The 24,775-nt window shown below is 64.4% G+C and carries 24 protein-coding genes; 9 read left to right on the top strand and 15 right to left on the bottom strand.

Translation table 11 applies throughout. The features are described from left to right. Positions 1 to 22: 22 nt before the first annotated feature. The 8 genes from ACPEE1_RS18190 to ACPEE1_RS18155 all read left to right on the top strand — a co-directional run bounded on the left by ACPEE1_RS18190 (position 23) and on the right by ACPEE1_RS18155 (position 7,274). Complete coding sequence (locus ACPEE1_RS18190) at positions 23 to 391, top strand: DUF4845 domain-containing protein (protein WP_043339557.1); 369 nt, start codon at positions 23 to 25, stop codon at positions 389 to 391. After that, positions 392 to 1,075: a ribonuclease III gene (gene rnc, locus ACPEE1_RS18185; RefSeq protein ID WP_116924753.1), complete on the top strand. Its 684-nt coding sequence runs from the start codon at positions 392 to 394 to the stop codon at positions 1,073 to 1,075. Positions 1,076 to 1,175: 100 nt separating this feature from the next. Next, positions 1,176 to 2,159, top strand: coding sequence for a GTPase Era (gene era, locus ACPEE1_RS18180; RefSeq protein ID WP_116924754.1), 984 nt, complete (start codon positions 1,176 to 1,178; stop codon positions 2,157 to 2,159). Positions 2,160 to 2,273: 114 nt separating this feature from the next. After that, entirely contained in the window at positions 2,274 to 3,035 is a 762-nt protein-coding gene (gene recO, locus ACPEE1_RS18175) for a DNA repair protein RecO (RefSeq protein ID WP_116924755.1), read from the top strand. Next, complete coding sequence (locus ACPEE1_RS18170; protein WP_027010795.1) at positions 3,032 to 3,802, top strand: pyridoxine 5'-phosphate synthase; 771 nt, start codon at positions 3,032 to 3,034, stop codon at positions 3,800 to 3,802. The genes recO and ACPEE1_RS18170 overlap by 4 nt, the downstream gene beginning before the upstream one ends. A gap of 24 nt (positions 3,803 to 3,826) precedes the next feature. Continuing rightward, complete coding sequence (gene acpS / locus ACPEE1_RS18165; protein WP_116924757.1) at positions 3,827 to 4,219, top strand: holo-ACP synthase; 393 nt, start codon at positions 3,827 to 3,829, stop codon at positions 4,217 to 4,219. A gap of 55 nt (positions 4,220 to 4,274) precedes the next feature. Then, complete coding sequence (gene nagZ / locus ACPEE1_RS18160) at positions 4,275 to 5,360, top strand: beta-N-acetylhexosaminidase (RefSeq protein ID WP_116924758.1); 1,086 nt, start codon at positions 4,275 to 4,277, stop codon at positions 5,358 to 5,360. Positions 5,361 to 5,516: 156 nt separating this feature from the next. After that, complete coding sequence (locus tag ACPEE1_RS18155; protein ID WP_182345127.1) at positions 5,517 to 7,274, top strand: ABC transporter ATP-binding protein/permease; 1,758 nt, start codon at positions 5,517 to 5,519, stop codon at positions 7,272 to 7,274. A gap of 92 nt (positions 7,275 to 7,366) precedes the next feature. Here ACPEE1_RS18155 and ACPEE1_RS18150 read toward each other — a convergent pair whose 3' ends face one another. The 4 genes from ACPEE1_RS18150 to lysS all read right to left on the bottom strand — a co-directional run bounded on the left by ACPEE1_RS18150 (position 7,367) and on the right by lysS (position 11,045). Further along, the gene (locus tag ACPEE1_RS18150) at positions 7,367 to 7,540 is read right to left on the bottom strand and encodes a DUF1328 domain-containing protein (RefSeq protein WP_021026435.1); all 174 of its coding nucleotides are present in this window, start codon (positions 7,538 to 7,540) and stop codon (positions 7,367 to 7,369) included. 128 nt (positions 7,541 to 7,668) lie between these two features. Next, positions 7,669 to 8,292, bottom strand: coding sequence for a mechanosensitive ion channel domain-containing protein (locus tag ACPEE1_RS18145; RefSeq protein WP_116924760.1), 624 nt, complete (start codon positions 8,290 to 8,292; stop codon positions 7,669 to 7,671). Positions 8,293 to 8,382: 90 nt separating this feature from the next. Then, positions 8,383 to 9,396, bottom strand: a complete 1,014-nt coding sequence (locus tag ACPEE1_RS18140; protein ID WP_116924761.1) for a hypothetical protein — start codon at positions 9,394 to 9,396, stop codon at positions 8,383 to 8,385. Positions 9,397 to 9,503: 107 nt separating this feature from the next. Beyond that, positions 9,504 to 11,045 (bottom strand): lysine--tRNA ligase, encoded by a 1,542-nt coding sequence (lysS, locus tag ACPEE1_RS18135; RefSeq protein WP_116924920.1) that lies wholly within the window; start codon positions 11,043 to 11,045, stop codon positions 9,504 to 9,506. A gap of 266 nt (positions 11,046 to 11,311) precedes the next feature. Here lysS and ACPEE1_RS18130 point away from each other — a divergent pair, with 266 nt between their 5' ends. Further along, entirely contained in the window at positions 11,312 to 11,869 is a 558-nt protein-coding gene (locus ACPEE1_RS18130) for a YggT family protein (protein ID WP_116924762.1), read from the top strand. A gap of 103 nt (positions 11,870 to 11,972) precedes the next feature. Here ACPEE1_RS18130 and accD read toward each other — a convergent pair whose 3' ends face one another. From accD to leuC, 11 genes are all read right to left on the bottom strand, one after another. Continuing rightward, the gene (accD, locus tag ACPEE1_RS18125; RefSeq protein ID WP_021026440.1) at positions 11,973 to 12,845 is read right to left on the bottom strand and encodes an acetyl-CoA carboxylase, carboxyltransferase subunit beta; all 873 of its coding nucleotides are present in this window, start codon (positions 12,843 to 12,845) and stop codon (positions 11,973 to 11,975) included. Between the two features lie 60 nt (positions 12,846 to 12,905). Beyond that, entirely contained in the window at positions 12,906 to 13,715 is an 810-nt protein-coding gene (trpA, locus tag ACPEE1_RS18120) for a tryptophan synthase subunit alpha (RefSeq protein WP_116924763.1), read from the bottom strand. Then, entirely contained in the window at positions 13,712 to 14,980 is a 1,269-nt protein-coding gene (gene trpB, locus ACPEE1_RS18115; RefSeq protein WP_423934264.1) for a tryptophan synthase subunit beta, read from the bottom strand. The genes trpA and trpB overlap by 4 nt, the downstream gene beginning before the upstream one ends. After that, a complete protein-coding gene (locus ACPEE1_RS18110; RefSeq protein WP_116924921.1) occupies positions 14,973 to 15,695 on the bottom strand; it encodes a phosphoribosylanthranilate isomerase in 723 nt (240 codons plus the stop codon). The genes trpB and ACPEE1_RS18110 overlap by 8 nt, the downstream gene beginning before the upstream one ends. A 22-nt stretch (positions 15,696 to 15,717) precedes the next feature. Further along, on the bottom strand, positions 15,718 to 16,536 hold the full coding sequence (truA, locus tag ACPEE1_RS18105; RefSeq protein WP_182345130.1) for a tRNA pseudouridine(38-40) synthase TruA: 819 nt from the start codon (positions 16,534 to 16,536) through the stop codon (positions 15,718 to 15,720). A gap of 81 nt (positions 16,537 to 16,617) precedes the next feature. Then, a complete protein-coding gene (locus ACPEE1_RS18100) occupies positions 16,618 to 19,395 on the bottom strand; it encodes a FimV/HubP family polar landmark protein (protein WP_423934262.1) in 2,778 nt (925 codons plus the stop codon). Between the two features lie 336 nt (positions 19,396 to 19,731). After that, positions 19,732 to 20,844, bottom strand: coding sequence for an aspartate-semialdehyde dehydrogenase (gene asd / locus ACPEE1_RS18095; protein WP_116924766.1), 1,113 nt, complete (start codon positions 20,842 to 20,844; stop codon positions 19,732 to 19,734). 488 nt (positions 20,845 to 21,332) lie between these two features. Next, on the bottom strand, positions 21,333 to 22,400 hold the full coding sequence (gene leuB / locus ACPEE1_RS18090; protein ID WP_116924767.1) for a 3-isopropylmalate dehydrogenase: 1,068 nt from the start codon (positions 22,398 to 22,400) through the stop codon (positions 21,333 to 21,335). An 85-nt stretch (positions 22,401 to 22,485) separates the two neighbouring features. Then, the gene (gene leuD, locus ACPEE1_RS18085; protein WP_423934258.1) at positions 22,486 to 23,142 is read right to left on the bottom strand and encodes a 3-isopropylmalate dehydratase small subunit; all 657 of its coding nucleotides are present in this window, start codon (positions 23,140 to 23,142) and stop codon (positions 22,486 to 22,488) included. A 63-nt stretch (positions 23,143 to 23,205) separates the two neighbouring features. Continuing rightward, positions 23,206 to 23,331 (bottom strand): entericidin A/B family lipoprotein, encoded by a 126-nt coding sequence (locus ACPEE1_RS18080; RefSeq protein WP_182345132.1) that lies wholly within the window; start codon positions 23,329 to 23,331, stop codon positions 23,206 to 23,208. Positions 23,332 to 23,347: 16 nt separating this feature from the next. Continuing rightward, a complete protein-coding gene (gene leuC / locus ACPEE1_RS18075; RefSeq protein WP_116924770.1) occupies positions 23,348 to 24,772 on the bottom strand; it encodes a 3-isopropylmalate dehydratase large subunit in 1,425 nt (474 codons plus the stop codon). Positions 24,773 to 24,775: the final 3 nt, after the last annotated feature.

Here is a 24,775-nt window from a genome sequence, read left to right as displayed (position 1 = left end):
AGTTTTCTAAGAGGGATTGACTATGCAGGCTATGAAACAAGCACCCCGGCAGCGCCAGCGCGGCATGTCGTTCATCGGTGTGGTGCTCTGGGGTTTCATCATCGTGGCCCTGGCCATTGTGGGCAGCAAGGCAGTCCCGATCGTGATCGAGAACATGAACATCAAGAAGGCCGCCGTCAAGGCTGCCCGCCAGGGCACGACGGTGCAGGAAGTGCGCGCCATCTATGAGCGCTCGCAGGCGATTGATGACATGACCTCGGTCAATGCCAAGGATTTGGAAGTGACCAAAGACACGGACGGCAAGATTGTGGTGTCCTACAGCTACGAGCGGGACATCCCCTTGTACGGGCCAGCCTTTCTGGTCTTCCGTTTTAACGATAGTGTGAAGTAGGTGGAATCAGAACTCAGTCGATTGCAGGAACGCCTGCAGTATTCTTTTGCGAACGGTGCGTTGCTGCAGCGAGCGGTAACGCACCGTAGTTTTTGTGCGGATCACAATGAGCGCCTGGAGTTTCTGGGCGACTCGGTGCTGGGCCTGGCGGTATCGACGATGCTGTTCCAGAAGCTCAAGGGCACCCCGGAGGGCGAGCTCTCGCGCATGCGCGCCAACCTGGTCAAGCAAGACACCTTGCACCAGATTGCGCTGCGCCTGCAGCTGGCCAAGGTGCTGCGCCTGGGCGAAGGGGAGTCTAAATCGGGGGGGCGTGAGCGCCCCTCGATACTCGCCGATGCGGTCGAGGCGATTATTGGAGCGGTTTACTTGGATGCCGGCTACACGCGGGCCGAGGCGATCGTGCATCATCTCTATGAGCGTGTCGAAATCTCGCAGCACATGCCCGCCGCATCCAAGGATGCCAAGACGGCGCTGCAGGAGTGGCTGCAGGCACGCAAGAAATCGGTGCCGGAGTATGTGGTGACCGGCACAACCGGGGCTGCGCATGCGCAGACCTTCCATGTCGACTGTGTGGTGCCGGCCTTTCAGGCCCGCAGCGAAGGCGCTGGCGCATCGCGCCGTGCGGCCGAGCAGGCGGCAGCCGCCATCATGTTGCAACAACTGCAGACCCAGCATCGCTAAGCTTTTTATGACCTCGAAAAAACCCCTATCTCCAAGCGCTGCTGGCCAAGACCCTGCAGAGCTGTTGCCTTCGGGCCAGACCCTCTCTGACCTGGATGCGATGCTCGCGGCCGCCAAGCCCGGCGCGACTGTGGCACGCGTCAGCGCCCCCGATGCCGACCAGGCCGAGGCGCCTGCCGCGCCCACCGGCCCGCAGCGCTGCGGTCTGATTGCCATCGTCGGCAAGCCCAATGTGGGCAAGTCCACGTTGATGAATGCCCTGGTCGGCCAGAAGATCTCGATCACCTCGCGCAAGGCGCAGACCACACGCCACCGCATCACCGGTATCCGCACAAAGGACAACACCCAGTTCGTGTTTGTCGATACGCCGGGCTTTCAGACCCGCCACTCGCGCGCCTTGAACAAGTCGCTCAACAAGACGGTGATGGGCGCCATCGGCGATGTGGACCTGATCCTGTTTGTCGTGGAGGCGGGCAGCTTCACCTTGGCCGACGCCAAGGTGCTGTCGCTGTTCAAGCCCGGCATTCCCACCTTGCTGATCGCCAACAAGCTCGACACCGTGCACCGCCGCCACGAGATTGCGCCCTGGCTGCGCGACATGCAGGAGCGCCACCCCTTTGCCGAATTCGTGCCGATGTCGGCCAAGAACAAGGGCGATATCGAGCGCCTGTTCGGCATCTGCGAAAAGTACCTGCCCGAGCAGGCCTGGTTCTACGGTCCTGAAGAGCTGACCGACCGCAGCGAGAAGTTCCTGGCGTCCGAGACCGTGCGCGAGAAGCTCTTTCGCTTCACCGGTGATGAGCTGCCCTACACCTCGACCGTTGTCATCGACAAGTTCGACGAGGAGCCCAGCAAGACGCATGGCCGCTTCATGCGCATTGCAGCGACCATCGTTGTCGAACGTGATGGCCACAAGGCCATGGTGATTGGCGAGAAGGGCGAGAAGCTCAAGCGCATCAGCACCGAGGCACGCCAGGAGCTCGAAAAGCTGCTGGGCGCCAAGGTGTTCCTGGAAGTCTGGGTCAAGGTCAAGTCCGGCTGGGCCGATGACGAGGCCCGGGTCAAGTCCTTCGGCTACGAATAAGCGCAAGCCTGGCGCATACCGGCGCACCGCCTGCTGTGCCCGGTCGGCGCCCAGTGCGTGATACCCGATCTCTTCTCTGGCCCCAACGGGGTCACGTACTGCACCCCCTGAGCCATGGCTGTCAAGCGCGTCAATGAAGAACCGGCCTACATCCTGCACCGGTATGACTGGAGTGAATCCAGCCTGGTGCTGGAATGCTTTACCCGGCACCGGGGACGCGTAGCCCTGGTCGCCAAGGGCGTTAAAAAACCCACGTCCAACTTTAGGCCGGTGCTGCTGGCCTTGCAGCCGCTGCGCCTGTCCTGGGGCATCGCGGGCGAGGGGGCCTCGGACATCCATACGCTCAAAAGCGCCGAGTGGGTAGGCGGCCACACGATGCCGGTGGGCGCGGGCCTGCTCTCGGGCCTGTACCTCAATGAGCTGCTGATGCGGCTGTTGGCGCGCGAAGACCCGTTTGCCAACCTGTTCGACATCTATGCCGGTGTGGTGCGGGTGCTGGCCACCGACCATGGCGAGGTGCTCGAGCCCGTGCTGCGCGCCTTTGAGCTGCTGCTGCTGCGCGAGCTGGGGCTGCTGCCATCGCTGGCGGCGCAAACCCTGTCGCTGCAGCCGCTCCAGCCCGCCACCCGCTATGTGCTGGTGCCCGACGCCGGCCTGCGCGAGGCCCATGGGCAGGACAGGGCGGGGCTCAGCGGTGCACAATGGGAGGGCTTGGAGCAAGCGCTGTCCGCTGCAAACCCCTATCCCGCAGTGCTCAGGGCTTGCGTGTTGTGCGCCGCAGAGTTAAAAGTTCAGTTGCGTACGCTACTGCAACACCATTGTGGTCAGCCGGTATTGCGTACGCGCCAGTTGATGATGGATATCCAATCACTATGACTACCCCCGTGAAAACTGCCCTGTCTATCAACCTCAACAAGGTGGCACTGGTGCGTAACACCCGCCACCTGGACATCCCCAGCGTGACGCGTGCGGCACGTCTGTGCCTGGAAGCGGGCGCGCAGGGGATCACCGTGCACCCGCGGCCGGACGAGCGCCATATCCGCCCGGGCGATGTGGAGCGGCTGGCCGATGTGATCGCCACCTGGCCGGTCAAGCGCGAGTACAACATCGAAGGCAATCCTTTCCAAAATCTGATGACCTACGTGCGCCAGTACCGCCCGCACCAGGCCACCTTTGTGCCCGATGGCGAGGACCAGTTCACCAGCGACCATGGCTGGAACTTTCCGCAAGACGCCGAGCGCCTCAAGCCGCTGGTGGACGAGTGCAAGGCACTGGGTGTGCGCGTGAGCCTGTTCATGGACCCGATCCCCGAGCAGATGGCCGCTGCCAAGGCGGTGGGCGCCGACCGGGTCGAGCTCTACACCGAGCCCTATGCGGCCGCCTTTGGCACGCCGGAGCAAAGTGTGCAATTGGCGCGCTACGTGGCCGCGGCCAAGGCGGCGCAGGCTGTGGGCCTGGGCGTCAATGCCGGCCATGACCTGAGCCTGCGCAACCTCACCCCCTTTGTGACCCATGTGCCCCAGGTGCTGGAAGTGTCGATTGGCCACGCCTTTGTCACCGATGCGCTGGAGATGGGCTACGCCGAAGCCGTGCGTGCCTACCGCCGCTCGCTCGATGCCCGCGCCGATGGCGTGCTGCTGTAACCGCACGCCCAGGTCTGTGACAGCATGATCTACGGTATTGGCACCGACATCTGCGATATCCGCCGCATCCGCGCTACGTTGGAGCGCCAGGGCGAGCGCTTTGCCCACAAGGTGCTGGCCGAGGGCGAGCTGGCCGTCTGGCGCCGCCGCAGCGAGCGCTGGCCTGACCGGGGCGTGCGCTACATGGCCACCCGCTTTTCGGCCAAGGAGGCCTTCAGCAAGGCCGTGGGCCTGGGTATGCGCATGCCGATGACCTGGCGCAACTGCGAGGTCATCAACCTGCCCAGCGGCAAGCCGGGCATCCGGCTGCATGGCGAGCTGGCCGCCTGGTTCGAGGCGCAAGGGCTGACGGCCCATATCACCGTGACCGACGAGGTCGACTATGCCGCGAGCTTTTGCGTCGTCGAAAAGCTCTGATTCCCGCTCCCCGGGCCCTGCCAGGGCCCGTTTTTGAATTGTCCGCATCCCTCCCATGCACGCTCCTCTGATCATTGATATCGCCGGCAAGGCCCTGACCGATGCCGACCGCGCCCGCCTGGCCCACCCGCTGGTGGGGGGCGTCATCCTGTTTGCCCGCAACTGGGAGAGCCGCTCGGCGCTGGTGCAGCTGTGCGCGCAAATCAAGGCCATCAAGCCCGATTTGCTCATTTGTGTGGACCATGAGGGCGGGCGCGTGCAGCGCTTCCGTACCGATGGCTTCACGCACCTGCCATCGATGCGCCATTTTGGCCAGATGTGGATGGACGACGGCCAGGGCCGCCAACACCGCACGGGCAGCGGCGCGATGCGCGCGATGAATGCCGCCACTGCAGCGGGCTATGTGCTGGGTGCCGAGCTGCGCGCCTGCGCGGTGGATTTCAGCTTTACCCCGGTGCTGGATCTGGACTATGGCGAAAGCTCGGTGATCGGTGACCGCAGCTTTCACCGCGACCCGCGCGTGGTGGCGATGCTGGCCAAGAGCCTCATGCATGGCCTGCTGCAGGCGGGCATGGGCAACTGCGGCAAGCATTTCCCCGGCCACGGCTTTGTGAAAGCCGATTCGCATGTGGATATTCCCGTCGATGGGCGCAGCCTGACTGCCATCCTGGCCGAGGATGCCGCGCCTTACCCGTGGCTGAGCAGCGTGCTGACGGCCGTGATGCCCGCCCATGTCATCTACCCCAAGGTGGACAAGCGCCCGGCCGGCTTTAGCGAGAAATGGCTCAAGGATGTGCTGCGTACGCGCCTGCGCTATGACGGCGCGATCTTCAGCGACGACCTGAGCATGGAAGGCGCGCGCCGCATCAATGGGAGCTTGATCAGCTACACCGAGGCCGCGCTGGCCGCCTTGTCCGCCGGCTGCGACATGGTGCTGCTGTGCAACCAGAGCCTGGGCCTGGGCGCCCATGTCGATGAGCTGCTCGATGGCATGGACGACGCGCTGCGCAGCGGCCGCTGGCAGCCCGACGAGGATTCGGAATCGCGCCGCCTGGCGCTGCTGCCCGAGACCGTCCCCCAGCCCTGGGATGAGCTGATGCGCCAACCCGCCTACCAGGACGCGCTGGACCTGCTGGGCTGAGCGGGTAGGGCCACCCGGGGAGGGCTGCCCGGGTAGGGCCACCCGGGTAGGGTCACCCGGGGAGGGCCGCCCGCATTGCTGGCTGCGGCAGCGGTTTAAGCCTCGCCTCAGCCCCGTCCTCTAGATTGCTCTTATCCCCTAGATGGCTGAGAGCATATGCCCCTTCACAACCCCTTGCGCCGCGTGGCGCTGGCCGGCCGCGAGGCCCTGACGCTGACGCGGCCCTATTTTGTCTCCGAGGAAAAGCTCCGCGCCTGGGGCCTGCTGGCCGCCATCGTCGCGCTCAACCTGGCAGCGGTGTTCATGCTGGTGCAGATCAACAGCTGGAACCGGGTGTTCTACGACGCGCTGCAAAACAAGCAGGCCGATGTGTTCTGGCACCAGCTCTGGCGCTTTTTGTGGTTGGCGCTGGTCTACATCGTCATTGCGGTCTACAAGTTCTACCTCACCCAGCTGCTGCAGTGGCACTGGCGGCGCTGGCTCACCGAGCACCTGCAAGGCCGCTGGCTGGCCCACAAGGCCTTCTACCGCATGGAGCTGGGCCGCTACAGCAGCAGCGAGCAGATGCCGGACAACCCCGACCAGCGCATCCAGGAAGACATCAACCTGTTTAGCAGTTATACCGTGGCGCTCAGCATGGGGCTGTTGAACGCCCTGGTCACCTTTGTCAGCTTTGTCGGCATCCTCTGGGGGCTGAGCGCGGCGATGGATCTCAGCCTGCCTGCTGTGCTGGGTGGCGGCAGCCTGCATATTCCCGGCTTTATGGTCTGGATGGCCGTCGTGTATTGCCTCGTGGGCAGCGCCCTATCGCTTTGGCTGGGCAAGCCCCAGGTGGGCCTCAATATCGCGCAGCAGCGCCTGGAGGCCGACTACCGCCACCACATGGTCCGGGTGCGTGAGCATGCCGAGGCCATTGCGATGGACGGCGGCGAGCGGGTGGAGGGCGCGCAGCTGCGCCTGCGCTTTGGCGATGTGCTGGGCAACTACCTGCAGCTGATCCGGCAGCAAAAAAAGCTTGCCTGGTTCACCAATTTCTTTGGCCAGGCCGCCGTGGTGTTTCCCTTCATCATTGCGGCGCCGCGCTTTTTCAGCGGCGCCATCCAGCTGGGCCAGCTGATGCAGATTGCCTCAGCCTTCAACCAGGTGCAGGACTCGCTCAGCTGGATCGTCAACAACTACAGCGATATAGCCGCCTGGCGCGCTACCACGCGGCGTCTGGCCAGCTTTGAGGCCGGTCTGCGCGCCCAGGCCCAAGCCCAGGGCCCGTCGCTGGAAGCGGCCGACCATCTGCAAACCCAGGGCCTGCAGGTGGCGCTGCCGGGGGGCCGGGTGGTGATCGAGGATTCGGCCTTGCAACTGGCCGCCGGCCAGGATGTGCTGATCAGCGGCCGCTCGGGCAGCGGCAAGTCGACCCTGCTGCGCAGCCTGGCCGGCATCTGGCCGTTTGCGCGCGGCCGGGTGCAGCGGCCGCTGGACAGCATGTTCATCGCGCAGCGCCCTTATTTTCCCGATGGCAGCCTGCGCCAAGCCTTGGCCTACCCGCAGCCTGCTAGCGACTATGGCGATGGCCAGCTGCAGGCAGCCTTGCGTGCAGCGCAGTTGGCGCCGCTCATGGAGCGGCTCGATGAGGTTGCCGCCTGGAACGCCGTGCTCTCCGGGGGCGAGCAGCAGCGCCTGGCGATTGCACGGGTGCTGCTCAAACGCCCGGCCTGGGTGTTTGCTGATGAGGCCACCAGCGCGCTGGACCAGGCGACCGAAGCCGAGGTCTATGCGCAGCTGGTGCAGCTGGTACGTGAGCGTGGTGGATCGCTGGTGTCGGTCGCCCACCGCGACAGCGTGCAGGCCTTCCATCGCGGGCGCTGGCAGCTCGATCCAGCGCAGCGTGCGGTAGTGCCAGGTTCCGTCACGCGCTAGCCTGGATCGCCTTCAGCTCTCCAGCTGCGATGGGCCAAAAAAATGCCTGCACAAGGCAGGCATTTGTCAGTGTCAGATGGTTAATGCACAGGTCAGGCGACGGCGCCCACACCCAGCAGGGCAATCACCAGGAAGATCACCGTGATGGCAATGAAGATGAAGAACAGGATCTTCGCAATACCCGCCGCGCCCGAGGCAACACCGGTAAAGCCGAAAACGCCGGCCAGCAACGAGATCACCGCAAAAATAATGGCCCACTTAAGCATCGAAAACCTCCTGTTGTCATGTGATGGTTCATCTTAAGCAGGGGGCCCGGTACCTGCCGTGGGCCGAAGATGTAAGTAGCGGTAGGCTGGCGCTGACAGCGCTTGGTGGGCGCCTCACGGGGGCTGTATCAGGGAGCGGCCGGCCTATCGGCTGGCACAGCGGGGCTGGCTTCAGGGGGTTGCTGCGGTGGCGGATCATCGGTCCAGCGGCGCACCACCTTTTGGAAGATATGGGTGTTAGGAATCTGCAGCACCACGCTCTGGCTGCGGTCGGCTGCGAAGTCTTCGATGGTGGTGTAGAGCATGTTGATATCGACCACGCGGCCCTTGGCCCCGGGCTTGTCCAGGCCATCGAGCACCTCGATGTAGTCGCCCAGCCGGTAGGGCCGCACGGTGAAGATCAGCACCGCACAGAAGAAGTTGGACAGCACGCTCCAGGCGGCGAAGAAGGCCACAGCGCCAACGGCGGCAAAGCCCGAGAACGCCGTCCACAGCACGGTGGCGCTCACTCCCAGGCGCTCCAGAATCAACAGGCAGGTGCCGCCAATGATGAGCCAGCGCACCAGGCCCTTGATCGGCACGGCCAGTTCCAGCGGCCAGTGGTAGTGCTGGGCCACGCGGGTGATGAGCTTGCGGGTGACATAGTTGAGCGTGATGGCCAGCAGCAGGATCAAGGTGATCTGCATCGCCGGCACGATGATGTCCACCCATTCGGTGGCCCAGTCAGGGATCAAGAGTTTGAGTCGGTTCATGGCAGGCGTCGGGAGCGCAGCGGGTGCAAAGCAGCCCGTGGTGGTGGATGCGCCGATTATCGGCGACGAGAGGCCGCGTTGGGGCCGCGTTCAGGCCAGCGGCAGCTGGCTTTCTTCGGCCCGGCAGGCCTCGTCATGCCAATCGACCAGCGCCTGGATATCCATCGCAATGCGGGCCTGGCCCAGCTGCGCAACGAAGCGGCAGGCGCTGTACTGCGCCGCTTGCTTGTCGTAGACATGCGTCCAGTCTGCGCGCGCTGCCAGCTGGTTGGCCGCGACCGGCCAGCGCCGCACCTGCGGGCTGGGGCCGGACATGCCCATGCGCCAGGGCTTGCCGGTGACGCGGGCACGAAAGCACTGCTGCTGCAGGCACAGGCGCTGGTAGATCGGATCGACCTGCAAGGCCGCGAACAGGTTCTGCACCGCGCCGTCCGTGGGCGCCATGGCCTCATGGGTGACGATGATGCGCAGGCCCTTGGGTGTGCTGTAGACGCGCAGACCCCAGTCGGGGTGCTGCTGGCTGAAGGCGGTGACCCGCTCCAGCGCCAGCTGCCGGGGATCGGCGCTGCCGGCCTGCTTCTGCCGCGCATTCAGCAAGCGCCGGAGCCACAGCGCCATCACCACCACCGTGCCTGCCAGCACCACCATTGCGGGCAGCGCGCCGCCCTGCGCAAAGATGACAAAGCAGGCCGCCAGCGCAAAGAAAGCCGCGATCAGCAGTGGTGCCGCGCTGGGGGGCTTTGGCTGCGGCGGGAAGTCCATGTCGGCAATGGCGACATCGGGGGTGTTGAGGCAGTGCGCGCCGTAGCTGTTGCGCGTCATCACCGCCCGGCCGCGCTGGCCCAGAATCTCTTCGCGGATGGGGGTCTGGTCGTTCAGTCCGTATTCGCCGAGCCGCTCCATGCGCTGAAAGCGGGCATCGAGGTTGCGCGCCTGCGGGGCGCTGAGCACCTGGTCGAGCGCGGCCTGGGCGCGCTGCTGCGCGTGGGCTTGCGCGGCATCGGGGCTCTGGTCGGACCAGCCCCAGCGCTGGACGGTGGCGCCATGGCGGGGGCTGGTTTCATGGCGCAGGCGCGCTTGCGCCCAGTAGCGAGGTATCTGCATGCAGGCCAGTATATCGGCGGCAACTGGCCATGAAAAAAGCGGCACAGGCTCTGGGCAGAACCTGTGCCGCTGGGCGCAGTTGGCAGGCCGGGGGCCTGCGGGGCGCCTTATTGCTCCCGGCGCAGCGCGGGGAACAGGATGATGTCGCGGATGCTGGCGCTGTCGGTCAGCAGCATCATGAAGCGGTCGATACCGATGCCGCAGCCGCCGGTGGGGGGCATGCCGTACTCGAGGGCGCGCACAAAGTCGTGGTCGTAATACATGGCTTCGTCATCGCCGCCATCCTTGGCAGCGACCTGGGCGTTGAAGCGCGCGGCCTGGTCTTCGGCGTCGTTGAGCTCCGAGAAGCCGTTGCCGAACTCGCGTCCGGTGATGTAGAGCTCAAAGCGCTCCGTCACTTCGGGGCGGTCATCGTTGGCGCGGGCCAGCGGGCTGATCTCGGTCGGGTGCTCCATGATGAAGGTGGGGTTCCAGAGCTTGTCCTCGACCACTTCCTCGAAGTACAGCACCTGCAGGCTGGCCAGCGTGCGGCCAGCCAGCTTGTCTTTCTCCTCCTTCATGCCCAGCTTCTTCAAGGCATTGGTGAGCCATTCGCGGTTGCCCACGTTCTCGCCTGCATCGGTGTACTTGACGATGGCTTCGGTAATCGTCAGGCGCTCGAAAGGCTTGCTCAGGTCCACCGGCTTGCCGCCATAGGTCAGCTCCAGGGTGCCCACGGCCTTCATCGCCGCGTCGCGGATCAGTGCTTCGGTGTAGTCCATCAGATCGCGGTAGTTCCAGTAGGCCGCGTAGAACTCCATCATCGTGAACTCGGGGTTGTGGCGCACCGACACCCCTTCGTTGCGGAAGTTGCGGTTGATCTCGAACACGCGCTCGAAGCCGCCCACGATCAGGCGCTTGAGGTAGAGCTCAGGCGCAATGCGCAGGTACATCTCCTGGTCCAGCGCATTGTGGTGGGTGATGAAGGGCTTGGCATTGGCACCACCGGGGATGGGGTGCAGCATGGGGGTTTCCACTTCGAGGAAGCCGTGCTCGACCATGAACTCGCGGATGCCGGATACCGCCTTGGAACGGGCCACAAAGCGCTTGCGGGCCTCTTCGTCGGTCATCAGGTCGACATAGCGCTGGCGCACCTTCTGCTCCAGATCGGCCATGCCGTGGAACTTGTCGGGCATGGGGCGCAGGCTCTTGGTGAGCATGCGGATCTGGGTCACCTTGATCGACAGCTCGCCGGTCTTGGTCTTCATCAGCTGGCCTTCGGCACCGATGATGTCGCCCAGATCCCACTTCTTGAAATCTGCGTACAGCTCTTCGCCCACCGCATCGCGGGTGACGTAGAGCTGGATGCGGCCGGTGGCATCCTGCACGGTGGCAAAGCTGGCCTTGCCCATCACGCGCTTGAGCATCATGCGGCCGCCGACGCTGACGGTCAGCGCAGCCGCGTCCAGGTCAGCGGCGTCTTTTTCGGCATGGGCCGCAATCAGGTCGGCAGCGCGGTCGGCGGGCTTGAAGTCATTGGGGAAAGCCACACCTTTGCCTTGGCGCTGTGCTTCGCGCAGGGCTTTGAGTTTTTCACGGCGCTCGGCAATCAGTTGGTTTTCGTCGTGCGCAACCGGCGCGGTCTCGGGAGTGGTGTGGTTTTCAGACATGAAGAGGCCAGCATTGCGCTGGTAAACGGCCAAAACCTGTCATTTTAAGATTTTTAGCGCACCCCTTGCCGGCAATTGCCGTAGTGTCCGACTGCTGCACCGCTTTTCGTCCCTGGCCGCCAGGGGGATTTGCGGCCACTGGCGCACACTGCGAGCCTAGAATAACTGCTTCAAGCCCTTTGCAATGGGCCTGTCAGCTTCATTTTTAATAGCAAATTCAATAGCAAATTTTGCGCAATCGGGACCGATCCCGACTGGAAACACCGATGCTTTTTCAAATCCTGTCCCTGCTGCTCAATATTGCAGGCGGTCTGCTGACCGGCGCATGCCTGCTGCGCTGGTACATGCAGTACCAGCGCATCTCCTTCAACAACCCGCTGGGGCAGCTGGTGCTGGCGCTGACCAGCTGGATGGTGCTGCCCTTGCGCAGGATCACCAAGGGGCTGCCCGGTGGCGACTGGGCCAGCATCCTGGGTGCCTGGCTGGTGCAGGTGGTCCAGTTTGTGCTGCTGTGGCTGGTCTCGGGCGGCCTCGCATCACTGCTGTCGGTGCTGGTGGTCGCCACCATTGGCGTGGCCAATATCGCCATCTCCACGATGGTGGTGGTGACCCTGGTGCACGCCGTGCTGTCCTGGCTGTCCTCGGGCAATGCAGTGATGAATGCCGTGTTCCACCAGCTCACCGCGCCGCTGCTGCGCCCCTTGCGCAAGGTCATTCCGCTCATTGGCGGGGTCGATCTGTCGCCCATCGTGCTGCTGGTGGGCTTGCAGATCATCTCCATCATGCTGGCCCACCTGCAGTCGCGCCTGTTGATGGCGGTGTGATACGGTAGTGGGGCCGGAGCCCAGACGCAGAAAAACCGCCAGAGGCGGTTTTTTTGTGGGTGTTTAGCGCCCCAAGCGGGGCCACTGGGCCGCGCCGGGCCGATCAGGCCACCGCGTCAGCGGGCAGGCGCTGCAGCATGGCCAGGCTGCTGGCAATGCGGTCGCGCAGCTCGCGGCGGTCGACAATCATGTCCACGCCACCCTTTTGCTGCAGGAACTCGGCGCGCTGGAAGCCCTCTGGCAGCTTGACGCGCACGGTGTTCTCGATCACGCGCGGGCCGGCAAAGCCGATCAGCGCCTTGGGCTCGGCCATGACGATATCGCCCATGAAGGCAAAACCGGCAGACACGCCGCCCATCGTCGGATCGGTCAGCACGCTGATGTAGGGCAGGCCCTTCTTGGCAAATCGGGTCAGCGCGGCATTGGTCTTGGCCATCTGCATCAGGCTGAGCAGGCCCTCCTGCATGCGCGCGCCGCCGGTGGCGGTAAAGCACACAAACGGCACCTTTTGCTCGATGGCGGTTTCAACGCCGCGCACAAAGCGCTCGCCAACGACCGAGCCCATCGAGCCGCCCATGAATTCAAACTCGAAGCAGGCGACCACCAGGTTGATGCTCTTGACCGAGCCACCCATGACGACCAGTGCATCGGTCTCGCCGGTGTTTTCCAGAGCTTCCTTGAGGCGCTCGGGGTACTTGCGGCTGTCCTTGAACTTCAGCGCATCGACGGGCAGCACTTCCTGGCCAATCTCGTAGCGGCCTTCGGCGTCGAGGAACTGGTTCAGGCGCGCGCGCGCCGACATGCGGTGGTGGTGGCTGCACTTGGGGCAGACATTGAAGTTGTGCTCCAGGTCGGCCTTGTACAGCACGGCTTCGCATGCAGGGCACTTGATCCACAGACCTTCGGGCATCTGGCGACGCTCGGCCGGGTCGGTGTGCTGGATCTTGGCGGGTAACAGTTTCTCTAGCCAGGACATGGTTGTTTTCCTTTGCTCTCGCACTCAAGGGGCTGCGCACGGCGCAGCCCAGGAGGCGCATTATGCGTCAAGCGCCTTGCGGATGCCACGCAAAAAATCGGAGACCAGCGCCACGACTTTCTCGTGCGGCTGGTTTTCGATCAGCTGGATGATGCGGGTGCCGATCACCACGGCATCGGCCACCTTGCCGATGGCCTGGGCCGTCTGCGCATCGCGAATGCCAAAGCCCACGCCCACAGGGATGTGCACATGCTGGCGGATCAGCGGCAGCATCGCCTCGACGGCGCCGGTATCGAGCGTGCCCGCACCGGTGACGCCCTTGAGCGAGACGTAGTACACATAGCCACTGGCCACGCGCGCCACCTGCTGCATGCGCTCTTGCGTGGAGGTGGGCGCCAGCAGGAAGATGAGGTCCATGCCATGCGCACGCAGATCGGCCGCAAAGGCTTCGCATTCTTCGGGCGGGTAGTCTACCACCAGCAGGCCATCGACTCCGGCGGCAGCGGCATCGCGCACAAAGGCGCCCTTGCCATGCAGCTGGTCATAGCGCTCGACCGGGTTGGCGTAGCCCATCAGCACCACAGGGGTGGTGTTGTCCTTGACGCGGAACTCGGCCACCATGGCCAGCACCTGCTTCATGCCGATGCCCAGCGACAGGGCTTTTTCTCCGGCCTTCTGGATGACGATGCCATCGGCCATCGGGTCCGAGAAGGGCACGCCCAGCTCGATCACATTGGCGCCGGCATCGACCATGCCATGCATCAGCGCAGGCGTGATGTCGGCAAACGGAAAGCCGGCAGTGACATAGGGAATCAAGGCCTTGCGGCCGGCCAGTTTCAGCTGGTCAAAAGTTGCGGCGATACGGCTCATTTGGTGTAGTTTCCCTTGACGGCCACGCCGCGGCTGGAGGGTTGGGCGTAAAAGTCGACGCCCGAGAGGTCGGCCACGGTGCCAATGTCCTTGTCGCCCCGGCCTGACAGGCTCACGAGGATGGACTGGTCGGCGCGCATGGTCTTGGCCAGCTTCATCGCATAGGCCACCGCATGGCTCGACTCCAGCGCCGGGATGATGCCCTCGGTATGGCACAGGTAGTGGAAGGCGTCAAGCGCCTCCTGGTCGGTGATGCCGACATACTGGGCGCGGCCGATTTCCTGCAACCAGGCGTGCTCGGGGCCCACGCCGGGATAGTCGAGACCTGCACTGATCGAATGGGTTTCGGTGATCTGGCCGTTGTCGTCCTGCAGGATGAAGGTGCGGTTGCCATGCAGCACGCCAGACGAGCCGCGCTGCAGCGACGCCGAGTGCTTGCCGCTGTCCAGGCCTTCACCGGCCGCTTCCACGCCGATCAGGCGCGTGTTCTCATAGGGGATATAGGGGTAGAAGATGCCCATCGCGTTGCTGCCGCCACCCACGCAGGCGATCACGGCATCGGGCTGCTCGGCAGCCATGTTCTGTTCCTTGAACAGCGCCGGCATCTGGGTCAGGCACTCGTTGCCGATCACGCTCTGGAAATCGCGCACCATCATCGGGTAGGGGTGGGGGCCAGCGACGGTGCCGATGATGTAGAAGGTGTTGTCCACATTGGCCACCCAGTCGCGCATCGCTTCGTTGAGAGCGTCCTTCAAGGTCTTGCTGCCCGACTCGACCGGCACCACGGTGGCGCCCAAGAGCTTCATGCGGTAGACGTTCGGGCTTTGGCGGCGCACGTCTTCGCTGCCCATGTAGACCACGCATTCGAGGCCATAGCGGGCGCAGATGGTGGCCGTCGCCACGCCGTGCTGGCCGGCGCCGGTCTCGGCAATGATGCGCGGCTTGCCCATGCGCTTGGCGAGCATGGCCTGGCCGATCACATTGTTGATCTTGTGGGCGCCGGTGTGGTTGAGGTCCTCGCGCTTGAGGTAGATCTGCGCGCCACCCATCTCGCGCGACATGCGCGCTGCGTGGTAGACGGGCGAGGGGCGGCCGACATAGTGGGCCAGCTCGTACTGGAATTCACGCAGGAACTCCGGATCGTTCTGGTACTTGTCATAGGTCTCGCGCAGCTCGACCAGGGCGTGGGTGAGGGTTTCGCTGGCAAAGCTGCCGCCATAGGGGCCGAAATGGCCCGCGGTATCGGGTTGCTGGTATTCAAACATGGAAGGGATTCTTGGCAAGTAGTGTGTCAGCGGCACGCACGGCAGCGACAAACTGTTGGATTTTTTCGGCGTCCTTGGTGCCCTTGATGGGTTTGCCATCGGCACCAGTCATCTCAACGCCGGAGCTCACATCCACCGCGAGCGAGATGCAGCGCGGTCTGACTTGCACAATGCCATCGGTCACGTTTGCAGGCGTGAGTCCACCAGACAAAACGAGATGAGAGGCTACGTTTGTTGGAAGCAGTGACCAATTGAATGCTTTGCCGCCGCCGCCGAACCCCTCGACATGGGCGTCGAGCAGGATGGCCTTGGCGTGTGAATATCGATGGGCATATTCTACGAGGTCGAACTGCACCGCAGCGTCGCCAAGGGGTATGCGTGCGGCGCGCAAAAAGCTGCGCTCGCCGCCGCCCGTCGACGCCAGGCATTGCTCCGGGCTCTCGTCGCCATGGAACTGGGCGATGGCGCCGGGCACGCGGGCGCAGGCAGCCATTACCTGGGCCGGGGTCTCGTTGACAAACAGCAGCACGGGGGTGACGAAGGCGGGCAGGCGGCGAGCCAGCTCAGCGGCGCGCTCGGCGGTCACGGCCCGGGGGCTGGCGGGGTAGAGCACAAAGCCGATGGCATCGGCGCCGGCGGCCACGGCCGCGTCCACATCCTGTTCGCGGGTCAGGCCACAGATCTTGATGCGGGTGCGGCCCGCAGTTGCTTGCATGGCGGTCAATGGAGCTCCTTGTTCAGGCAAACCAGTCAAACGATATGGCCTCGCTGGGCAGGCCCCAGTGCGCATCGTACTGCGGGCCCAGAAAGTACAGGCCATCGGGCGAGAAGGTGGGGGCGGCGGTCTCGCGGCTGCGCGCGTCGAGCACCTCTTGCATCCATTCTGGCGGCTTGGTGCCCTGGCCAATCACGACCAGGCAGCCCATGATGTTGCGGATCATGTGGTGCAGGAAGGCGCTGCCCTGGAAATCAAAGCGCCAGTAGCAGGACGGCACGCCATCGCGCGAGGCACTGGCGCGCTGGGCGCTGCGGCCAATATTGATCGCATACAAGGTCTTGACGGGCGACTTGGCCTGGCAGCCGGCGGCGCGGAACGAGGAGAAATCATGCTCGCCCAGCAGATACTGCACCGCGCGCTCCATGGCCTGCAGATCCAGCGGCTGGAACACCCAGCCGACCCTGCCATGCTCCACGCTGGGGCGCACCGGCGACTGCAGCAAGGCATAGCCATAGCGGCGGGATGTAGCGCAGGCGCGGCTGTGGAAGGCATTGGGCACGTTGCGCGCCCATTGCACGGCTATATCCTTGGGCAAGAAGGTGTTGGTGCCACGCACCCAGGAGGCCTCGCTGCGCTCGACAGGGGCGTCGAAATGCACCACCTGCATGAGGCCGTGCACACCGGCATCGGTGCGGCCAGCGCAAATGGTGGAGAGGGGGGAGGCGGCAAAGCGGCTCAGCGCCGCTTCTAGATGGTCTTGGACAGTGTTGCCGCTGGGCTGGCTTTGCCAGCCCTGGTAGGCCTGTCCGTTGTAGGTGATGCCCAGGGCGATTCGCATGGCGCCATCATAAGGCTGCCGGCCCACCCGGCCATGAAAAAGCCCCGCAGAGCGGGGCTGGTGCCAAGGAGCGGCTGCGGGTCAGCGGCTTTGGTCCAGCAGGCGCTGGGCCTGGGCCTTGACCGTGGCGCTGGACGACTCGGCCATGACTTCTTCGGCCAGCGAGCGCGCGCCTTCCTTGTCGCCGATGGCCAGGAATTCCTGGGCCAGGGTCAGCTTGGTGGCCAGCGGATCGCTGTCATCGATCTCCAGACCGGCCATGTCATCGGCCAGGGTGACCGGATGGGTGTGGTCGGGCTCGCCGCTGCTGGGCAGGTCCAGCGACAGCGAGGTCATGTCAAAGTCCATCGTCGGCATGCTCTTGTCGCCAATGGGCATCTGCGCCGTGCTTTGGCTGTCGAAGTCGCTCAACTGGAAGTCTAGCGAGCCAGGCTGGGTCTCCAGGCTCTGCGCGGCGCTGTGGCTGGCACTGGGCGAGAGCTCGGACGGAATGCTCAGCGCTTCGGCCAGCTGGCGGTCAAAGTCTTCCATTGACAGCGCAGGCTTGCCTGCGGCAGGCGCCAGCGCTTCAAAAGCCAGGCCCGCATCAGCGGCCGGCGCAGCTGGCGCGGCTACCGGGGCAGCAGGCGCTGCCGGTGCCTGGAACTGCGAGGCGGCATCCGGGGTCTCGGTCAGCTGGCTGCTCATCGCGAAATCCAGACCGGTGGAGGGGCTGAATGCGCTGGCAGGGCTGGAGGCCGCCATCGTCGTGGGCGGTAGCGTGTTCTCGAATGGAATCGGCTCGGCGCGCGCAGCAGCGGCGGCGGCGGCCAGCGCGGCAGGCGTGGCGATCTCGGCCGCAGAAGGCACCGCAGCGGTGCTGTTCTGGTAGATCGGGTTGGCCGCGTCCAGCTCCTGGCCCAGCGCGGCGATGCGCAACCAGTCGGGGCCGGTGCCACCGGTCAGCTGGCGGGCATCCTTGGCGATGCTCTCCAGCGCCAGGCGGTCCTTGCGCTTGGCGTAGATCTCGGCCAGCTTGGCATGGAGCGCGCTGCGGGTTGGGCTGGTGCGCAGCGCTTCCTTGAGGATTTCCTCGGCCTGCAGGTCACGGCCGTAGGCCAGGTAGACATCGGCTTCGGCCACCGGATCGACATCTCCGGCATCGAGCTGGCTGGGGGTGTAGGCCAGCGAGGAGTTGCCGGTGGTCATCGCGCTCACCGAGGTGTCGATGTGCTGGCCACCGCTGGCGCCAAAGAACGAGTCCTGGGCCAGGCTGCTCTCGAGCACCGAGTCGGTCGCGGCGTTGACGCCTTCGTTGCGTTTTTTGTTGCGGTACCACAGGCCGCCGAGCAGCGCGAGGATGGCCAGGCCGCCAGCCACGGGCATCAGAGGGTTGCCCAGCAGCTCATCGACAAAGCTGGGCTCTTCGACCGGCGCGGGAGCTGGAGTGGGCTTGGGTTTGGGTGCCGGGTCAGGAGCGGGCGCTGCTGCAGGCGCAGCGGTGTCACCGGTGCCAGCAGCAGGCGCTGCGGCGGGCGCGGTAGCGGGGGCTGCTGCCGGTGCTGGGGCCGTTGCCGCAGGCGTTGCGGGTGCAGCAGGTGCAGTCGTGCCTGCAGCAGGCGCCGGCGTAGCACCAGGTGCAGTGGCTGCAGGCCCATTGCCCGTGGCAGCAACGGTGGCCGTAGCGGCAGGCTTGGCGTCTGCCGGGACGCCTGCGGATGTCGCCGAGGCTGCGGTGCCCGCAGCGGCTTGCTTGAGCTTGTTGAGCTCTTCGATGTTCTTGTTCAGCTCGGAGCTGCGCTCCTGGGCCGCATTGGCCTGCTGGGCGCTGGCGACGCTGGCTTCGGCCGACTTCGTGCCCTTGGCCGCTTCCTTGCTCAGCTTGAGCTGGTCCGGTGCCACGCTCTGGGGCTTCTTGTCGTCCACCGAGGCCTCGACCTTGCCGCTGGCAGCGCGCGTATCGGTGGCGATCTGGGCGGGCGCGGCCTTGGCCGCGAGCTGGCTGCGGTAGCTGTTGAAGTCGCGGCTTTGTGCGGCCACCATCTGGCGCGCCTGGCGGGGCGATACCGCGCGGGCCTGCTCGGCCGTCGGCATGGTCAGCGTGACACCTGCCTTCATGCGGTTGACGTTGCCACCGACAAAGGCGTGCGGGTTGCTCTGCACCACGGCGATGAGCATCTGGTCGAGCGAGATATCAGCGGGCTTGTTCTGCGCGGCGATGCGGCCCAGCGTGTCACCCCGTTGGGTGCGCACGGTGTCGCCACCGCTGTTGTTGCTGGCGCTGGGCGGAATGTTGGCGCGTGGTGCTGGTGCAGGGCGTGGTGCTGCAGCACTGCGGGTGGCCGGGGCAGGCGCTGGCGTGGCCGATGCCAGGGGTTCTTCGATCACGCGCACAGGTGGCGCCGGTGGGCGCGCTGCTGGGGCGGCGGCTGCGCTCAGCTGTGGGGCCACCGTTACGGCGGGTTCGGGCTTGCGCAGGTTGGGCGGGTCGAACAGCATGGTGTAGCTGCGTACGACCTGGCCGGAATTCCAGTTGGCGTCGATCACATAGTCGACAAAGGGGTCGTTGACCGGCCGCTGCGTGGTCAGCACGATCACGGCTGTGCCATTGGCGCGGCGCTGCAGCTGGGCGCGCACGGCGCTGGCCGTGCCCGAGTAGTCCATGCCCTGGGTGCGGAAGACGGCCGACGAGGCCGTCTTGACCTGCAAGGTATCGGCCTCGGCGTCGGTGATCTGCGGAACTTCGATTTCCGCGCGCAGGGGCTCGCCCAGCGCGGATTTCACATTGATCTTGCCCAGCGCGAGCGCTGATGCTTCCCCTGTGTACAGGCCAAAGGCTGCCATGGCGGCGGCAAGCGCAGTGATTTTCCAGCGATGCATAGTGCTATTTGATTGAATAGTAGAAGCGCGCGGGGTTGTTTTTGTACCCATGAGAAAGCCCTCCCCCTAAGACGCGAAATCGGTAATTATCAGTAAAAAGAACCTTAACAGTAATGTGTTGGGGTGACAAGTTAAGGAATGGGCATCTCATTTGATAGGGTGCTTGGGCTCGCTCCGGCCTGTTCGATTGTTGTTCCGGAGCAACTCTCCAGAAGGCGGGCGCCGAGCAGCGCCGTGCCTGAGGCCTGCGCCAACGCACTATGAAAAACACCTTCCAGCTGCTGGGAGCAGATCCGGAAGGTGGGATGGTTGGGCTGCTGACGAATCAGGCGGGCATCAAGCGGCCAGCAGGATACGCAGCATGCGGCGCAGTGGCTCGGCAGCGCCCCACAGCAGCTGGTCACCGATCACGAAGGCCGAGACGTACTCGGGACCCATGTTCAGCTTGCGCACACGGCCGACGGCCACTTCCAGGCCACCGGTCACGGCAGCCGGGGTCAGTTCCTGGACGGTCACGGCGCGCTCGTTGGGCACCCACTTGACCCAGTCGTTGCCGCCCTTGATCAGTGCTTCGATCTCGGCCAGCGGCAGGTCCTTGTTGAGCTTCAGGGTCAGCGCCAGGCTGTGGCAGCGCATCGCGCCAATGCGCACGCACAGGCCGTCGACGGGGATGGTGGCATCGGTGCCCAGGATCTTGTTGACCTCGGCCTGGCCCTTCCACTCTTCCTTGGACTGGCCGTTGTCCAGCTGGGCATCGATCCAGGGGATCAGGCCGCCGGCCAAGGGGGCGCCAAAGAATTCGGTGGGCACATCGCTGCGGATGGTTTGGGCCACCTTGCGGTCGATCTCCAAAATGGCCGATGCGGGCGTGGCCAGCTCATCGGCAACGGCAGCGTGCACCACGCCCATGCCCTTGAGCAGTTCGCGCATGTGGTTGGCGCCGCCGCCGGACGCGGCCTGGTAGGTCATCGACGAGACCCATTCGACCAGACCGGCGTTGAATAGGCCCGACAGGCCCATCAGCAAGATGGAGTTGGTGCAGTTGCCGCCAATCCAGTTCTTGCCGCCAGCGGCCAGCTTGCGCTGGATCAGTGCGTCATTGACCGGGTCGAGCACGATGACGGCATCGTCTTGCATGCGCAGCGAAGAGGCGGCATCGATCCAGTGGCCATTCCAGCCGGCAGCGCGGATCTGGGGGAAGACTTCCTTGGTGTAGTCGCCGCCTTGGCAGGTGATGATGATGTCGCACTTGGACAGCTCGGCAATGTCATTGGCATCCTTGAGCTGGGTGTGCACGGTCGCCATCGCCGGGGCCTTGCCGCCTGCGTTGGAGGTCGAGAAAAACACCGGCTCGATCAGCGCGAAGTCACCTTCTGCCTGCATGCGGTCCATCAACACCGAGCCGACCATGCCGCGCCAGCCCACCAAACCTACCAATTGCTTGCTCATAAAACGCCCTTGTGTACCTAAAGGAAATACCACGTGGGGCTGAGGGCCTGGCTCGTCGGCCAGGGGGAGGCGCACGACGAACCAGGCTGGATCAGCCGGTAATCTTCGTGGTGGTTGTGAATGTGTATGCGCGCGCAGCCATACCCGCCTCAATGGGGGTGATGGGGTTCAGCCAAGAAATAGGGCAGTGCGCAGACATAGGAAGCTATTCTAGCGCCAAATTTTAAAACCTGTGCAGAAATTTTTATAAATTTCGAGTGCTGGCGCATCGAAGCGCATGCATATACGACATTAAAAACTATTTTTCGACCATTTATGGTATTTTATTTCGTCGAAATGACTAAAGTCGAAAGCGTGCCGTGCTTCTGTCGTCGTTTTGGTGTTGAAACGGGGTGGCTACATGCGTTGTCGAAGCGCTTCATTGTTCTGCAGGCACAAAAAAAGCGACCCGCAGGTCGCTCTTGGAGAGGCCTTGTGAAGACGGTTGCTTACAGAGCGGCCACCACGGCGTCGCCCATTTGCTGGGTGCCGACCTTGGTCGTGCCTTCGCTGTAGATGTCTGGCGTGCGCAGGCCCTGGGCCAGCACCTTTTGCACAGCCGCTTCGATCTTCTGGGCAGCGGCTTCCTGGCCCAGGCTAAAGCGCAGCATCATCGCCGCAGACAGGATGGTGGCCAGCGGGTTGGCAACACCCTTGCCGGCGATGTCCGGTGCCGAGCCGTGGCTGGGTTCGTACAGGCCTTGCTTCTTGTCGTTGAGGCTGGCCGAGGGCAGCATGCCGATCGAGCCGGTCAGCATCGAGGCTTCGTCGCTCAGGATGTCGCCAAACATATTGCCGGTGACGACCACGTCAAAACGCTTGGGTTCCTTGACCAGCTGCATCGCGGCGTTGTCCACATACATGTGGTCCAACTGCACATCAGGGTACTGCTTGCCCACGTCGGTCATCACGTCCTTCCACAGCTGGAAGGTTTCCAGGACATTGGCCTTGTCCACGCTGGTCACGCGCTTGCTGCGCTTTTGCGCGGCCTGAAAGGCGACATGGCCGATGCGCTCGATCTCGGGGCGGGTGTAGCGCATCGTGTCGAAGGCTTCTTCGGCGCCGGGGAAGTGACCGTCCGGTGCGCTGCGGCGGCCGCGCGGCTGGCCGAAATAGATATCGCCGGTCAGCTCGCGGATGATCAGGATGTCGAGGCCGGACACCAGCTCGGGCTTCAAGCTGGAGGCGTGGGTCAGCTCCTTGTAGCAGATCGCGGGGCGGAAGTTGGCAAACAGGCCCAGCGCCTTGCGCAGGCCCAGGATCGCCTGCTCGGGGCGCAGCGCGCGCTCGAGCGTGTCGTACTTCCAGTCGCCCACGGCGCCAAACAGGATCGCGTCCGATGCCTTGGCAAGCTCCAGCGTGGCGGGTGGCAGCGGGTGGCCGGAGGCCTCATAGGCGGCGCCACCGACAGGTGCGCTTTGCAGGTGCAGGTCGAGCTTCAGGGCGTCGAGCACCTTCACGGCTTCTGCAACGATTTCTGGACCAATGCCGTCTCCGGGCAATACAGCGATTTTCATGGTTTTTTCTCAGTCAGGATGGCAGGGCTGCGCCCGGGGGGGCGCAGCGGGGATGGCGTGAAAGGGATGCGCGCGGCGCTCAGGCCTAGGCTTGCACCAGGCTGTGTGCCAGCCAGGGCTTGGTGGCCAGGCGGTTGGCTTCATAGGCCTGGATCTTGTCCTTGTGGCGCAGCGTCAAGCCAATGTCATCAAAGCCGTTGAGCAGGCAGTACTTGCGAAAGGCGATCACATCGAAAGGGATGGTTTCGCCACCGGGGCGCAGGATGACCTGCTGGTCCAGGTCGATGGTCAGGTTGTAGCCGGGATGCACCGCGACTTCGTTGAACAGCATGTCGATCGTGGCCTCGGGCAGCACGATGGGCAGCAGGCCGTTCTTGAAGCAGTTGTTGAAGAAGATATCGGCAAAGCTGGGGGCGAGAATGGCGCGGAAGCCAAACTGGTCCAGCGCCCAGGGCGCGTGCTCGCGGCTGGAGCCGCAGCCAAAGTTCTTGCGGGCAATCAGGATGCTGGCGCCCTGGTAGCGCTGCTGGTTGAGCACAAAGTCCGGGTTGGGCTTGCGGGCGGACTCGGGCACGCCTGGCTGGCCGGGCTGGTCCAGGTAGCGCCATTCGTCAAAGGCGTTGACGCCAAAGCCGGTCTTCTTGATCGACTTGAGGAACTGCTTGGGGATGATGGCGTCGGTGTCGACGTTCTCGCGGTCCATGGGTGCCACGAGGCCGGTGTGGATGGTGAATTTTTGCATGTTCAAGCCTTTGGGCTGGCCACGTTCATGGGCTGAGCGTGGCCAGCGGTGTATGGGATGGGGTTAGCGTGCTGCGCGCGAGATGGCGTTGCCCGCCCCCTGCACGTCCTGGCCAATGCCGTGGACAGTGTTGCAGCCCGACAGCAGCGCGGCGAGCGCGATGGTGAAGAAGGCAAAACGGTTTTTCATCGCATAGCTCCTGGGGTCATGCAAAACGGCGGATGTCCACAAAGTGGCCGTGCACGGCAGCGGCTGCAGCCATCGCGGGGCTGACCAGATGGGTGCGGCCCCCGGCGCCCTGGCGGCCTTCGAAGTTGCGGTTGCTGGTCGATGCGCAGCGCTCACCGGGCTCGAGGCGGTCGGCGTTCATCGCCAGGCACATCGAGCATCCGGGCTCGCGCCACTCAAAGCCGGCGGCGGTGAAGATCTGGTCCAGGCCCTCGGCCTCGGCCTGGGCCTTGACCAGACCCGAGCCCGGAACCACCATCGCCAGCTTCACATTCTTGGCCACTTTCTGGCCCAGTTTCTTGACCACGGCAGCGGCTTCACGCATGTCTTCGATGCGGCTGTTGGTGCAGCTGCCGATGAACACCTTGTCGACGAAGATGTCGTTGATCGGCTTGCCTGGCTCCAGGTTCATATAGGTCAGCGCGCGTTCGATGGCGCCGCGCTTGTTCGGGTCCTTTTCCTTGTCCGGATCGGGCACGGTGGCATCGACACCCAGCACCATCTCGGGGCTGGTGCCCCAGGTGACCTGGGGAACGATGTCTTCGGCGCGCAGGGTGACCACGGTGTCGAACTTGGCATCGACGTCGGAGTGCAAGGTCTTCCAGTAGCTGACGGCCTGGTCCCATTCGACGCCGGTAGGCGCCAGCGGGCGGCCCTTGACGTAGTCGATGGTCTTGCTGTCCACCGCGACGAGCCCTGCGCGGGCGCCGGCTTCAATGGCCATATTGCAGACCGTCATGCGGCCTTCGATGGACAGGTCGCGGATGGCCGAGCCGGCAAACTCGATGGTGTAGCCGGTGCCGCCTGCGGTGCCGATGCGGCCGATGATGGCCAGCACGATGTCCTTGGCGGTCACGCCCGGGGCCACCTTGCCATCCACCTTGATCAGCATGTTCTTGGCCTTCTTGGCCAGCAGCGTCTGCGTGGCCATCACGTGCTCGACCTCGGAGGTGCCGATGCCGTGGGCCAGCGCGCCAAAGGCGCCATGGGTGCTGGTGTGGCTGTCGCCGCAGACCACGGTCATGCCGGGCAGGGTGGCGCCTTGCTCGGGGCCCATCACGTGGACGATGCCCTGGCCCTTGTCCATGAAGGGGAAGAAGGCGGCGGCGCCGAATTCGCCGATGTTGTCATTCAAGGTGACGATCTGCTCCTTGCTGATCGGGTCCTCGATGCCGTCATAGCCGCGTTCCCAACCGGTGGTGGGGGTATTGTGGTCGGCGGTGGCGACCACGGAGCTCACGCGCCAGAGCTTGCGGCCCGCCATGCGCAGACCTTCAAACGCCTGAGGGCTGGTGACTTCGTGCACCAGATGGCGGTCGATATACAGCACGGCGGTGCCATCCTCTTCGGTGTGGATGGTGTGCTCGTCAAAAATCTTGTCGTAGAGGGTGCGTCCGGTCATCGT

Source organism: Comamonas sp. 23 (assembly GCF_049601575.1).
GTDB classification, from domain to species: domain Bacteria; phylum Pseudomonadota; class Gammaproteobacteria; order Burkholderiales; family Burkholderiaceae_C; genus Comamonas; species Comamonas squillarum.
Note: the sequence above shows the minus strand (reverse complement) of the source record. Positions and strands in the feature narration are given on the sequence as shown.

Excerpts from the sequence above, each read along its gene's own strand:
- trpA (WP_116924763.1), bottom strand. The coding sequence starts at position 13,715 with ATGAGCCGTATCGCCGCAACTTTTGACCAGCTGAAACTGGCCGGCCGC.
- lysS (WP_116924920.1), bottom strand. The coding sequence starts at position 11,045 with ATGTCTGAAAACCACACCACTCCCGAGACCGCGCCGGTTGCGCACGAC.
- ACPEE1_RS18140 (WP_116924761.1), bottom strand. The coding sequence starts at position 9,396 with ATGCAGATACCTCGCTACTGGGCGCAAGCGCGCCTGCGCCATGAAACC.
- asd (WP_116924766.1), bottom strand. The coding sequence starts at position 20,844 with ATGAGCAAGCAATTGGTAGGTTTGGTGGGCTGGCGCGGCATGGTCGGC.
- leuD (WP_423934258.1), bottom strand. The coding sequence starts at position 23,142 with ATGCAAAAATTCACCATCCACACCGGCCTCGTGGCACCCATGGACCGC.
- ACPEE1_RS18190 (WP_043339557.1), top strand. The coding sequence starts at position 23 with ATGCAGGCTATGAAACAAGCACCCCGGCAGCGCCAGCGCGGCATGTCG.
- accD (WP_021026440.1), bottom strand. The coding sequence starts at position 12,845 with ATGTCCTGGCTAGAGAAACTGTTACCCGCCAAGATCCAGCACACCGAC.
- ACPEE1_RS18145 (WP_116924760.1), bottom strand. The coding sequence starts at position 8,292 with ATGAACCGACTCAAACTCTTGATCCCTGACTGGGCCACCGAATGGGTG.
- acpS (WP_116924757.1), top strand. The coding sequence starts at position 3,827 with ATGATCTACGGTATTGGCACCGACATCTGCGATATCCGCCGCATCCGC.
- ACPEE1_RS18110 (WP_116924921.1), bottom strand. The coding sequence starts at position 15,695 with ATGCAAGCAACTGCGGGCCGCACCCGCATCAAGATCTGTGGCCTGACC.
- ACPEE1_RS18170 (WP_027010795.1), top strand. The coding sequence starts at position 3,032 with ATGACTACCCCCGTGAAAACTGCCCTGTCTATCAACCTCAACAAGGTG.
- leuC (WP_116924770.1), bottom strand. The coding sequence starts at position 24,772 with ATGACCGGACGCACCCTCTACGACAAGATTTTTGACGAGCACACCATC.
- ACPEE1_RS18100 (WP_423934262.1), bottom strand. The coding sequence starts at position 19,395 with ATGCATCGCTGGAAAATCACTGCGCTTGCCGCCGCCATGGCAGCCTTT.
- ACPEE1_RS18130 (WP_116924762.1), top strand. The coding sequence starts at position 11,312 with ATGCTTTTTCAAATCCTGTCCCTGCTGCTCAATATTGCAGGCGGTCTG.
- ACPEE1_RS18150 (WP_021026435.1), bottom strand. The coding sequence starts at position 7,540 with ATGCTTAAGTGGGCCATTATTTTTGCGGTGATCTCGTTGCTGGCCGGC.
- ACPEE1_RS18080 (WP_182345132.1), bottom strand. The coding sequence starts at position 23,331 with ATGAAAAACCGTTTTGCCTTCTTCACCATCGCGCTCGCCGCGCTGCTG.
- trpB (WP_423934264.1), bottom strand. The coding sequence starts at position 14,980 with ATGTTTGAATACCAGCAACCCGATACCGCGGGCCATTTCGGCCCCTAT.
- truA (WP_182345130.1), bottom strand. The coding sequence starts at position 16,536 with ATGCGAATCGCCCTGGGCATCACCTACAACGGACAGGCCTACCAGGGC.
- nagZ (WP_116924758.1), top strand. The coding sequence starts at position 4,275 with ATGCACGCTCCTCTGATCATTGATATCGCCGGCAAGGCCCTGACCGAT.
- recO (WP_116924755.1), top strand. The coding sequence starts at position 2,274 with ATGGCTGTCAAGCGCGTCAATGAAGAACCGGCCTACATCCTGCACCGG.
- ACPEE1_RS18155 (WP_182345127.1), top strand. The coding sequence starts at position 5,517 with ATGCCCCTTCACAACCCCTTGCGCCGCGTGGCGCTGGCCGGCCGCGAG.
- leuB (WP_116924767.1), bottom strand. The coding sequence starts at position 22,400 with ATGAAAATCGCTGTATTGCCCGGAGACGGCATTGGTCCAGAAATCGTT.
- era (WP_116924754.1), top strand. The coding sequence starts at position 1,176 with ATGCTCGCGGCCGCCAAGCCCGGCGCGACTGTGGCACGCGTCAGCGCC.